At 36.1% G+C, this 13,705-nt stretch carries 5 protein-coding genes; all 5 read left to right on the top strand.

Translation table 11 applies throughout. From position 1 onward, the window contains the following. Positions 1-17: 17 nt before the first annotated feature. On the top strand, positions 18-2,495 hold the full coding sequence (locus HHU12_RS23070; protein WP_169659104.1) for a hypothetical protein: 2,478 nt from the start codon (positions 18-20) through the stop codon (positions 2,493-2,495). A 259-nt stretch (positions 2,496-2,754) separates the two neighbouring features. Next, complete coding sequence (locus HHU12_RS23065) at positions 2,755-4,749, top strand: fibronectin type III domain-containing protein (RefSeq protein ID WP_169659103.1); 1,995 nt, start codon at positions 2,755-2,757, stop codon at positions 4,747-4,749. Beyond that, entirely contained in the window at positions 4,739-5,788 is a 1,050-nt protein-coding gene (locus HHU12_RS23060) for a tail fiber protein (RefSeq protein ID WP_169659102.1), read from the top strand. Before HHU12_RS23065 ends, HHU12_RS23060 begins: the two co-directional genes overlap by 11 nt. 48 nt (positions 5,789-5,836) lie before the next feature. Continuing rightward, positions 5,837-12,787: a PKD domain-containing protein gene (locus HHU12_RS23055; protein ID WP_169659101.1), complete on the top strand. Its 6,951-nt coding sequence runs from the start codon at positions 5,837-5,839 to the stop codon at positions 12,785-12,787. 1 nt (position 12,788) lies between these two features. After that, the coding region (locus HHU12_RS23050) for a hypothetical protein (RefSeq protein ID WP_169659100.1) at positions 12,789-13,705 on the top strand (917 nt) is incomplete at its 3' end.

Genomic DNA, 13,705 nt, shown 5'->3' with positions numbered 1-13,705 from the left:
TAATTATTCTAAATCAAATGAAATTATCTAATTTTTTGATGTTTCTAATATCATTACTGGTGGTGTTAGGAAGTTGTACAAAAGAGGAAGAACGTCAAGAAGCTGTCTCTCCTTATTCTATCTCTGATTTATACATTAAGTCGGCGTCTTTATTTAATGATGGTAATGATTCCTATCGTTATGAAATGCAAATAGATTCTCTCAATGAAAATATTTCTATTGCATTACCTTTATTGAAATACGAAAATGACCTGGAAGATATAGGAATTCAATTGACAACAAATTCTGATACTGATGTTTATACAACTGATGGAGATTACCTTGGTAACGTAGATGTAAAACTTTTCTCCAGTGACATTAACTCTGATACTATGAGCATAGTGCTTAAGCACAGAGATGATGAAAATTTAAGTAGAGTTGTTCAGATTACAATTCGAAAAGGAATGAATGATGAAGGGAAAATTTACGGAATATCTTTTATAAATGATAAAAACCCAGAGCTTATTGAGAGTGAAATGGATTCTGTTATCACAGATAGCACAAAAGTCTATTTTGTTAACTCTATCTTAAAAGGGAAAAGTTTTGTTCCTGATTTTCATACCTCAAGATTTGCTTCTGTATTTATTGATGGTGAGGTATATACAGAGGGAGAAACATTGGATCTATTTTCAGAGCGAAAAGTGAAAATTATTTCTGAAGATCAATCAGATTCAACCTCTTTTACACTTCAAATACAACCCTATTTAGAACACTTTGAGTTGGTGACAGATACGGTTAGAGCTGCTAATATGGAATACTTAAAATTCTTGATCAAATCAAATTACCCAGGTAGGAAATATTTTGATGTGAAACTTTCAGATAATAAAGGGGTTACAATAGAAAGTGAACTTTTAGCAAAACCGGGAGCTACTACTGCATCGATCTATTTTTCAACAGAAGATTTTATGAAGTTTGATGGAAATGGCACTTTGAATCTTCAGGTTGAGGACGGAAAAAATGGAGAGTTTACACTAACCTCAGATATTTTTTCAATTTATACAGTAGAAGACCTAAAAAATATTTCGTTAATAAGCGGAGACTTTATTCTAAAAAATGATATTGAGGTAAATGAGGAATTTGATGATTTAGAATTGAATGGTTCTCTTGATGGAAATAATAAAACAATTACTAGTGATATCAAGGGAGAACTATTTGCCAGAGCAAGGATAAAGTTTATCAAGAACTTAAATCTCAAAAATATAAATAATAATACTGAAGAGGATTTTGTTTTTGTGAGTGTTACTTATGGAAAAGAGGATGCCTACTTTGAAAATATTAAAATATCATCAACTGGATCTGCATTTTTTACCTATCAAGCCCATGATATTAGCAGAGTGTCAGATATATCTCTGGAAAATGCTAGATTTGTAGGAACTTTTAAAAATGATCCCTATTTAATCGAAAATATTGATTTTACATATCAAAAAAGCTATAAAATCTCTAGTTTTTTTAGTATATATGATGATCATAAAACAACTATAAATAATGTTTCTGTTACTATTAATGAGGGTGATTCTTTGGTAATGAGTTCATTATTTGGAAGAATAGTTAATGATGAAATATCAAATGTTAATATAAAAGGGAAAATAACTATCACAAATTTTTTGATTTCAGGGTACAATCAAACATATGGAGCAAAGATAAGCAATATTACTGTTTCTGAGTTAGGGTCCCATGGAGATTTTATATCTCTTTTTTACAATATAGGTAATAGTGTAATTGATAATATAGAGATTGGGAAGATCAGTACTGATAGAAGAACTTATTATGGGTTATTTGCTAATGAAATTGAAAATTCTTCGATTTCAAATATTTATTTAAATGTTACAAATATTGGTACTGAATCTCGAGATTGGTGGCAACTCTATTGGAAAAGTAACATAATAAACAAAATTAATAATGTATCAATTGACAAATTTGAAATAGAAGTATCTCTTCCTGAATTTCATTCTAATTTTGTTGAGACTTCTTCAGGAAATTCGGAACTTAAAAGAGTAGCATTTCACGGAACAGTAGCTAAAAGCTATTTTTTAAGACTAATAGAGGATGCAAATTCTGATGTGAAGTTATCAGATTCTTATATGGCTTTTGACGTTGGGTTATACTCTGCTTTAAAAGCAAGAGGAACGGTTTGTCTGATTCAAAACGTATTTGTTAATGCAGATGTTAGACATTGTTTTACCACAGGCAGTTATACACATGTAGGAGATTATAACTATTATACAAGTTTGATCAATAATGTGAGTGATGAAAATAGTGGTAGTTTAGATGGTGGACAAAACTATACTACACTTTCTGCTTTACCTGTCGCGAACCGTCCTGATGGTGTGAGCGGTTTTGAGTCGCTTGCAGAATCTGATTTGAAGAAAGCAACCTCTTCATGGATTCCATTTAGTGGCTATGATCCAGCAATTTGGGATTTTGGTACTAGCGAAGACTATCCGAAGTTAAGATAATCTAGAATTATTAAAAGTACTAGTGTAAATACTAGGACAAAAGAAATGAAGAATTAAGAGGGAAGAATGAAGAATTATGGTTCTTATTGTGGGGTTTAATAACCACCATAAAAACCATTTTACGAATCATAATTCTACATTCTTAATTCTTCATTAAAAAAGTTCCATTTCTTTTGTCCTAGTACTTAAATGATATTTTCTATATCAAAAAGTCATTTACGCTGGTATTTCCCGTTCCAACTAAAACACAAACAAATTCATGCGTTTAGCACAACTTATCCTTATACTTCTTTTTGTTCAAACCACCTTTGCACAGCAAGTAGTGGTGAGAAACAAACCTTTTGATGTTGGAAAGGTGGAGGTGAAATGGTATATACCTGCCATTAAATCGAAAGCAGGAACCAAAGTATTTAGACAACAACAAGGAACTTCTAATTGGGAACTGCTTACACCCGAATGGATTTTAGGGGATACCTCTTTGGTAAAACCTTTAATACAGAATGACCCCAATATGGAGTTTTATACTGATATGGCTACTACTGATATTAAACTTGACACCTTAGACGGAATTGTATGGGGAAATATGTTGGTACAATCATTTTACAATGATCAATACTGTAAGTTGTTAGGGATTTACTATAAAGATAATAATGCCATTGAAGGGCAAACTTATCGCTATAAGGTCGTTGAGAACAAAAGCGGAAAGTCACAATTAATTGGTATTTCTGAATGGGTTACGGTAGGAGAATATCAAAAAGGGGTAGCTGTAAATGAAGTAACTGTAGAGCGTAAAGAGAAAGAGCTGATTGTCAATTGGAAAGTTGAAGAAATGCGTTTTTTCGGAGTTAATATTTATAGAAAAGATCTTGATAAAAACCATAATAGAGAAGAAAAGTTGACGGATAGGCCCATCATGTTATCAATGTATGAAGATAGCTTAGGAAATATGGTTTATCCAGATGAATTTTATAATGATGCCGATGTAAGAGAAAATCATACCTACGCCTATCGTGTGGAAGGTATTGATTTTTTTGGACAGCCACTCAATAAGTCTAAGGAAGTGGTGATAACAATGAAAGATGAAACCCCTCCACTTCCTCCCTATAACTTACGTAAAGGCAAAGTGGTGGCAAAAGAAGGAAAAATCACATTTAACTGGGAATTAGAAGAAGATGCTGATAGGGAAGGAATGAATATTTTTAGAAGTACTGATATAGAAGGCCCTTTTGAAAAGGTAAATAAAAGACCTCTTTCTAAAAATATATTTGTATTTAGTGAGCATTTAACAGAAGCAGGATTTTACTATTACTATACGCAATCATTTGATAAAGCAGGTAATACAGCCAACTCATTGCCAGTAATGATACAATTGGATGATATGATTCCTCCTTCCACTCCAAAACAATTACAAATACAAGCCGATACAGGAAAGTTTGTACTTTCTTGGGCTCCTAATACAGAAAACGACCTTAAAGGGTATTTGGTTTTTAGAAGTGCAAGTGCATCGGAAGATAATTATGTATTACTGACACCTTCTGCTATAAAAGAAACGAAGTATTATCAACGTATGCCCAAGAATGTAAAAACACCATATGCTTTTAAAATTGTGGCAGTAGATACAAGTTATAACCGAAGCCCATACTCTAAAATAGTAGAAGCAAAATTGCCAGATGTGACGCCTCCTGAAGCTCCTTATTTATTAGATGTGAAAGAAGTGGATGGACGTCTTTCTATACATTGGCAAGAAAATACAGAAGAGGATCTTTTTGGTTATCATCTTTACAGAAAAGAAGCTTCAGAAACAGATTTTAGGCAGTGGAATATAAAACTTATCCCAGCTCAAAGTTTCCGTTACCTTGATGGAAGAGTGGAAGAAGGAAAAGTATATGAGTATTACTTAAAAGCCGTAGATTTTGCCAATAATCACTCTAAAAGATCTGAAATATTGAGTGGTCAAATAGCACCAGAAAGTTTATCTGAAAATAAAGTGGAATTGAAGGGAGTAGCAAGAAAGAAAAAGGGAACAGCAGAATTGCAATGGTCATCAGAATTACTAACTAAGGCAAGAGGTGTTATGGTATATAGAGGTTCTCAGGAAAATAATATAAAACCTATTTCTGGCTTATTACAGACACATAACTTTAAAGATAAAATTAATAATAAATCAACTTATATCTATCAACTCAGAATTTTCTATACTACTGGAGAAGTGGTGATGTCAAACAAATTAAAACTAGATTTCAATGAAAAATAAATTAAATATCTTAAGCATAGTATTGTGTAGTCTTCTACCATTTTATAGTCATGCACAAGTTGTAATTGGTCAGAACACGGAGAATCCTGATGCTTCAGCTGAACTACAAATTGAAACTAAAAGTACTCCAGCAGATGTAGGAGGATTGATCTTACCACAATTAGAAGATAAATCATATAACATTTTTTCTGAATCATGGGGGAAAGAAATTAGAAAGGGATTGTTACTTCAAAATGGTGGTACAACAAATATATTAAAGTTCAAAGGAGCTACAGGACAAGTAAATTCTGATGCACTTTGGGATATTGTTGATCCATGGATTACCACTAAAATTAATGCTAAAGATTATAAGTTAGATTTTGCAATTAACTCACCTTCATCTTTAATGGTAGGAGGAAATTTTACTTCTATTGATTTAAAAGGAGCATTTTTAACAGGTGCTAAAAGAATTGATAATGCAACATTAGGTGTTACTCCAATTGGGGGCATCATTATGTGGAGTGGAGCAATTGGTGATATACCCGATGGTTGGATTTTATGTGATGGAAAAACATATAGTAAAATAAACAATGCTGGAAATGTACAAAGTGGTTTTACGGCACCTGATTTAACAGGTCGGTTTATAGTGGGATATGGTGAAGATAATGGAGATAACCTAAAGAAGAAACACTATGATTCTAAATATGCTAAGATGAATGAAGTAGGAGGAGAAAAAGAAGTTCTACTAGAAGAAGCACAAATTCCTGAACATGACCATAATGTTGGTGTTACTGTAAATGTAACAGAAACAGATCTTTCTAACAAGAATCTTTATGTAGGACAGAATGGTACAGGGTATCCAGATGGTGCAGGTGATAATACTGGCGAAGGAGGAGGACATGCTTATGTACGACATACATATAATTTGAATAGAGGTAGGCATAAACACTCTACAACTGTTAGTGTAACAGAAGATAAATATGGTAAAGGTCAAGCTCACGAAAACCGTCCGCCATTTTATGTTCTTGCCTTTATCATGTACACCGGTGTAGTACAATAAAAAAGAAGAGAAACAATTTCTCAATAAATGCTTAAATCAACTATTCACATGAACAAGCTTATTCTTATCTCTTTATTGATGGTTTATGCCTCTCTTACAGTGAAGGCACAAACAAGTATTGGCATCTATGGCAAAAGTAAATTGTCAGTAGATCATGGAAGTGAAATAAACATTACAGGAGATATAAATTATGATGCAGATGATATAGAGGGGCATTCTGGTATAACACTGGCTGAAGATGGAAAACTTTTTATTGGCGGAAACATAAAAGTAGCAGAAGGTGATACTCTATTTTCCAAAGCAAATGAAAATAGAAGTGAGCCAGATAAAGAGATATCAGATATAAAAAAGGCCATTACTTTTTATGGAAATAAAGACAGTAAATTAATAGGAAATGTGTTTATACATTCTGCTATTATTGATAAAGAAGCAGGCAGAAATGTATATGTAGAGGGAAAGGATCATGTGAATATTGGCTATACTGTAGGTTTTAAAAATGGGAACTTTGTTTTCCAGAAAAAAACTGAAAATGGTTTTGATGTCTATCCTCAATTGACATTAGGTGAGGCCGCAGGTGACGAAACCCAAGAAGTAGATCAAGGAGTAGTAATTAATGAAGATACAGACCATAGATTTAAGGGAGATGGAGAGTCTCAAATCTTAAATTATAGATACATTGAAAACAATAAAGACAAAACAATTAATTTTGCAAATTTAGGTTTAGTTGTAAGTCAGGCAAGTGATTATAGCAATGATGCTTTTGGAGATGCAATTGGTAAAAGAGGATTTAAAGGAGAAGAGGCAGGAAAAGGGAGTATCAATAGGAACTTTGAGCTGGAAAGGGTAGAGATTGACCCAGATATTCGAACATCCAAAGAACCTTTTTCAAGAATTGAGTATACCTATTTTAATGAAGAAGAGTCAACGGCTTCTAAAGCAGAAAACCATACTGATTTTGACCTTTGGACTTCTACTGACAATAGACAGATATGGCGTAAAAATAATGTAGCATCTGCTGGCGGAATAGTGGAGACAGAAAAAGTGGCTTATTTCGATAATGATGCAGGAATCCCCCTAAGCACAGGTTCTACTAATGTATTGACTGTAGGTGTAAAAGATTGCGGTGAACAATTTATTGGAGGTGCATACAGTAGCTTAACCGTCAAAGGAGTGTGCCAGGGGAATGCTGTTACTATTGGTGTAACTGAAGAAGAGTATTCTGGTTATGAATACAATTGGTACATGAAAGATGTGACCACTGGGAATTTTGAACGTATTGAAGGTGTAGGCAATGTGACTACTATTGATACAGGAGAAGGAGAGTATAAAGCAATTGTTTTTAACGCACAAGGCTGTGAGCAACAAATTGAATTTAAGGTTGAAACGAAAGAAGCTCCATCAGTTTTTAATAGGGATGGTGGTATAGAAAACCAGATCCTGATTACGTCTTCCGAAGGGTATATTCCAGAAGGAAGCACCACGCCTCCTATTTTTATGGCTGGACAAACTGTAAATTTTTCAGCCTACTTTGTAGATGCGAATACAGATAAAAGTGATTTTGAATATTTTTGGGATTACGGAGATGGCACCACTTCCGAAATATTTTCCATTAGTCCTTCTGCGAGCATACAGACATCTTATCAATATTTGAACTCAGGGACTTACACACAGAAACTTATAGTAAGTAATAAAAAATATGGGTGTGTTACTTCTATTGATCAAAAACTAAAAGTAATAATACCTCCTACTGTCACCTTCCAAAACTCAACGTTATCGCTTTGCGAAAATGAGCTTTTAATAGTTACACCACAAATTGATGATACATCTGTAACTGAAGGAGGGTTAGGGTTGGCACCAGATTCCTTTGTTTGGGAAAAAAATACAGGAACAGTTGAAGCTCCTGTTTGGTCAATACAAACCAGTTTAAATGCAGATAGTAAAGTACTAGAACTAGAAGATCTGTCAACAGGAATACATATTTTCAGATTAAAAATACAGAGGACAATCGAAGATGGGAAATTACTTTATGAGGTGATTTCTGCTCCAATTATTGTCACCTATTACCCTGTGCCGATTATAGAAGATCTTCTTTTTGATCAAACTCAGTTAACTGCAGGAAATACTTTAGAGTTTTCTCCTTCTATTCGTTATTCTTCTTCATTGTCTGAGCTTCATTATACATGGACGGCATCACATAGTAGTGGAGAACAGAAAAATACTGAAAAGGTTACTTATCAATTTGAACAAGCGGGTACGTATTCTATCACATTAGAAATCAGTACTTCCCAAGGTTGTAGGTATGATTTCACAAAAGAGTTTACAATTTACCCTTCAATAGAAGCAATCGCTATTTCCCCTAACGGAAGAGTTTTTTGTGCTAATACCAAAATATCTTTTGCCAATACAGTTCCATTAACTCCATTAGAGGGAGCTTTTGAAGGAGCCGACTATCAGTTTGAGTGGTTTGTGGATGAAGTAGCATTGGGAAGTACCGAAAAGTTTGATTACACACCTGCATCTGTGGGAAGTAAAACAGTGAAATTAAAACTTAGCATTGTAAAAGGAGAGCAAGTTTTAGGTTACAAAGAAACTACAGCTACTGCCCAGATTGAGGCGAACGGAAGTGCATCTTATACTTCTAATCAATCAAAGGAAAGTATTTGTTATGGAGAAACCATTGAATATACTATCAATAATTTTGATCCAGCGAATACCTACTACTGGCTAGTCAATGGTGAGGAGAAAAAGGTGACCAATAAAGAGTCTACATTTAGCTATACTTTTGATAAAAAAGGAACCTATGAAGTAAGTTTGTATTATAGTTCTGCAGCACAATGTAATTCAAGTGCATATAGTACTAAAGTAAATGTAGAACCTCTGATACAATTACCATTACAGTCTAACAGTATATCAATATGTGGAACTTCCTATACTCTTGACCTATCTCTTTTAGGAACGCTATCTATACCAGAAAATAGTGTAATCGAGTGGTATAAGGGCCCAAATGATACTGGTGAAGTAATTGGAACCAATACTCAATTAGAAGTCACTTCAAGTGGGGTTTACAAAGTGAAAATTACATCACCTGCAGGGTGTGAGGCACAAAGTTCATATCATGTGCAATTACATCCGACATTGGACGTGGATTTAGGAGCAGATAGAATCATCTTCTCTTCAACTACTTTACAATCCAATGTGTCAGGCCAAGAATATAAATGGTATAAAGATGACACTTTTATCAGTGGAAATACTACAATTCAAGTAAATGAAACAGGAGTTTATAAATTGGAAGTCATCTATAATGGATGTACTTGGACAGATGAAGTAGCACTTACTTATGTGACATCTTCACCCGTATCTCTACCTCATCAATATCAATTATGTGACAAAGTAACATTAGTTCCAACTGTTGAGGGAGCACAACCTTATACTTATTTATGGAATACGGGGGCTGTGACAGAAACAATTGAAGTAAATAAAACGGGTATTTATACTCTAACGGCCTCAAATACCATAACAGGTCAACAATTCCACCTGCAAACAGAAGTGATCGCATTGCCACCAATTACACCAAATGTTACTCTAAATTATACATGTGCATCAGAAGGTGTTCAAATTGAAAATAATACAGTTTATTCTTCTCCATTGTCATTTACTTATAAAGAGGGTGACGACTGGAAAGAAGTAGATAGCAATACACCTCTACAATTGGAAGCAGGAACACATCAATTGCATTTTAAATTCACCAATACTTATGGATGTAGTGAAGAGTTAATGCAAGAAGTGACAATTGAAGATTGTCCTTCATTAGCCTTGCAAATCAACGAAGGTTGCATAGGAGAGACTACTCAGTTTTCGGTGCAAGGTATTACTGCTGCATTAAAAAATGTAAGTTATCAATGGGATTTAGGTGATGGAACAAGGTCTCAGCAGGAAAATCTTGAATATGCTTACCTGCAATCGGGAAATTATGATGTACAACTTATAGTACTTGCAGAAGTAGGAAATCAAACAAAGACTTATACATTACAGCAGCAGGTTCAAATTCATGAAGACCTTACGCCTCAGTGGGCTCCATCACTATCACTGTGTGCTGATAATTATACACTTAATGCTCCAGAAGGAGGCACTTCTTATGAATGGTTTAATGTGACAACAAACACTACTTTGTCAGAAACGAATCACCAATTGAAAGTTACAACCTCAGGTACCTACCGTGTTACGGTAACGAATGAGCAGTGTAATTTTACAAAAGAAATTGCATTACAGTTGAATAGTGAACTTAAGCCTTCGTTGGGAGAAGATAGAGTTTTTTGTGATAGAACTGAGCTGGAGGCCGGCTATGAAGGGTACGAGTATTTGTGGTCTAATGGAGCTACAACACCTTCTATTGCAGTTGGAACCTCTGGATTGTATTGGGTTGAAGTGACAGACCCTGTCAATGGATGCAGTGGCCGTGATACTGTAAATTTGACCCTTCAGAGAACTCCACAAGTGGATTTAGGGGCAGATAGAAAATTATGTTTTGGTGAGACCGCTACTTTAGATGTTGGTTTATCAGGATATAATTATTTGTGGAATACAGGTGAAACAACCCGACGTATCGAAGCGAGTACTTCAGGTTTATACAGTGTAGAAGTTTCTAAAGAGGGCAATGAATGTGCTACAACGGCTTATGTTTATGTGGAAGTACTACCACAAACTACAGTTGATTTTGTGTATCAGGATGTATGTTTGGGTGAGGCCATTCAATTTTCAACAACTTCAACAGATCAATTGTACTGGGACTTTGGCGACGGTACGAATAGCTCTATTGCATCACCTTCTAAAACATATAAAAAGGAAGGAACCTATACTGTTTCTCTGACAGCAACAAGTGAGAATGGATGTATTGCTTCTCAGTTTCATCAGGTGAAGGTTTATAAGCGACCTGAAGTTGATTTTGAGTTTAAGGTTAGTTGTGATAGTTATCAGGTCCATTTTCAGGAGATTAAAGATCCAAACTCAGTGGTTACTTTTGCATGGGACTTTGGCGATGGTCAAACCTATTTAGGAACACAACCTTCACATCAGTATAGTACTTCGGGTAATTATACCGTTACCTTAACACCGCTTACTCTTTCAGGTTGTGATGGTGAGACTATTGAGAAAACAATTCAGATCCAACCTGAAATTACAACGTTATTACCTTCTACTCTTACAGTTTGTGCAGAAGAATATACTTTTGATCTTTCAGGTACGCCTTATGTGATTTTGTGGGAAAATCACCTCACTACACCACAACGAACGGTGACTCAGACCGGTACTTATTCTGTACAGCTGACAGATCCAGTATCAGGATGTTCTTCGACACAGCAAGTGGAGCTAATATTACATCGTCCGCCAGTGATTACCTTCCCAGAGACATTGGAAGGTTGCAGTCAGGTACATATTACATCAGGAGTAAGTAATATGACTTATTTCTGGTCAACAGGAGAAAATACTTCAGATATCACAGTAACAAAAAGTGGTACTTATACATTGATGGTGGTTGATGAAAATGGCTGTTCAGCCTCACAGTCTGTTGAAGTAACAGTGCATACTCCTCCAGCACTTCAGCTTCCCGCCTCTATTAATGCCTGCCGAGGAGAAAGAGTGGAGTTAGATCCCAAAGGCGATAGTAACTTAAGTTATTTATGGTCGGATGGATCAAGAGCATCATCACTTATTGTATACAGCAGTGGAGATTACTCCGTAACAGCAACAGATCAATATGGATGTAGCTCTACAGCACAAGTCAATGTACAGTTCAATGAAGTACCTCAACTGGAACTGCCCACTTATCTGTCAGGTTGTGGAAGTGTAATTATAGATCCTAATTACTATGTAGGTGACTTTTTATGGTCTACTGGTGAAACTGATAAATTTATCACCGTTACAGAAACAGGTGACTATAGTGTTACGGTTACTTCTCCGGGTGGATGTGAAGTACAGCAAACTGTTCGTGTAGAAATTGTACCTACTCCTTCTTTAGACCTTGGTCCAGATCATCAAATTTGTTTCGGAACATCTACCATCCTGGATGCAGGAGAAGGAACAGACTATTACTGGTCCAATGGTACAACAGCAAGATATTTTGAGGTCAGTGAAACAGGACAGTACTGGGTCAATGTGACAACAGCGAACGGCTGTACGATCAGAGATGAAGTCTTTATTGAAGTTGGAGATGATATTCATCCTCGATTAGGAGAAGATCAATTGCTTTGCCAGGACGGAAGTATCTTGCAAACCACAGTACCTGAAAAAGAGGGACGTACTTTTGAATGGAACAGTGAAAAAGGTGTTTTAAGTGATCAGGCTTACCTGGAAGTGAATGAAGCAGGTAAATACTGGCTGACGATCCGTGATGCCTCAGGGTGTTCTTCTACCGATACGGTAGAAATGCTTATGACAGACAAACAAATGGTAGCGAAGTTCTTAGTGTCTACGGTGGTCCATCAGGGGGAGCCCGTTCAGTTTGTGCAGGTTTCATATGATGATCCTCAGTCCTTTTTCTGGCAATTTGGAGACGGTGCCACTTCAGAAGAAGAAAACCCCGTTTACCGTTATTTCCAGACTGGTGATTATACGGTCACGATGAGTACAGATAATGGTATTTGTGATGCGGTCACTTCCAAAGTTATCACGGTGATAGACCCTAATGAGATAGATAATGCCCGTCAACCAGATAATGAAGAAGAAGGAGACGCACCGAAGCTGGTAGAACTTTTAGAAATTCAAACCGCAAAGGTATATCCTAACCCTACCTCTTCTTATGCTACCCTAGCAATTGGGTTGTCTGTGCCAGCCCGTGTAGAATGGAGACTATTGGACCTTCAGGGTAAAGAATATAGGCACAAGGTGATTCACGCTTTAAATGCCGAACAGCTGATCGATCTTCAGGGTATGCCAATTGGTGTTTATATCATCCATATTATAACAGGTCAAACCTCCAAAACCTTAAAATTAATCAAGAAATAATATGTTGAAAAGGTTCAAAATATATCTCACAGCATTCTTCTTTCTGCTCAGTATTTCGGTGCTTGGTCAGGAGGAAGAGCAACTTCTAGAAGGAGAAAACCTTCAGGAGGTGAGTAATGCCACTCAGGAAAGTGTCGCTAAACTAAAAACCCGAGTAGAGCAGATTCTTAACTTCTTTGCCATGTACTCCGCCACCTACGCAGGAGAACATGACGAATACATCAATCAGCTGAAGGATAATCTGGTTCAGAATGAGAATATCCATGAGGCTTTCAAGTCTTTAATAGAAGAGATTTCTCTTAGCGGAGGTATGCTGGAGAAGGCCGTAAGTGATTTTAATGGACAAACGGGACTTCATCTTTATTCTATTGGTGAAATAGAAGAAGCTTTTGCCGACGATAAGTTTTCTACATTATTCAATCGACTATCCGCTTCGAAAAATGTGTATTATAACAGCCCCGCTTTTATCCTACACGCCAAAGTATCGGGCAATAAAGCTTCCGGCTGGTCCGCAAGCATCAGTATAGAGACGCAAGGTATTGATGCGAATGCCTTGGCAAGTGTAGGAGGGAAAGCCGAACTGGAGAAGCTTTATAACAGTCAGCTGGCATCGGTTTACAGAGAGAGAAGTTCAGTCCGTAAAGCAGTACGAAATACCTTGATCTATGGTTCCAATGAAGTAGCCTCCAAGATTCAAACAGCTTTTCACCCCAACCCTTATTTCAATGTCAACGGAGAAAAGTACGGTTCAGGATCAACAGTGAAATTGTTTAGCCACGGGGGATCGGTTCAAGTAGAATTACTGGATAAAGACCTTAATGGTATGAAAGTCAAAAGATGGACCGGTGCCTTAGGATCTACCCACAAAGATTCTTCTTATGTGGCACGGATCGACACTCAAAATCCCGGACAGCTTCA

The organism is Flammeovirga aprica JL-4 (assembly GCF_012844305.1).
Taxonomy (GTDB): Bacteria; Bacteroidota; Bacteroidia; order Cytophagales; family Flammeovirgaceae; genus Flammeovirga; species Flammeovirga aprica.
The sequence above is the reverse complement of the archived record's forward strand: the minus strand, read 5'-3'. Positions and strand labels throughout refer to the sequence as shown.

What these genes read in the sequence shown, in the direction of transcription:
- HHU12_RS23070 (WP_169659104.1), top strand. Translation starts at nt 18, where the DNA reads ATGAAATTATCTAATTTTTTGATGTTTCTAATATCATTACTGGTGGTG.
- HHU12_RS23065 (WP_169659103.1), top strand. Translation starts at nt 2,755, where the DNA reads ATGCGTTTAGCACAACTTATCCTTATACTTCTTTTTGTTCAAACCACC.
- HHU12_RS23060 (WP_169659102.1), top strand. Translation starts at nt 4,739, where the DNA reads ATGAAAAATAAATTAAATATCTTAAGCATAGTATTGTGTAGTCTTCTA.
- HHU12_RS23055 (WP_169659101.1), top strand. Translation starts at nt 5,837, where the DNA reads ATGAACAAGCTTATTCTTATCTCTTTATTGATGGTTTATGCCTCTCTT.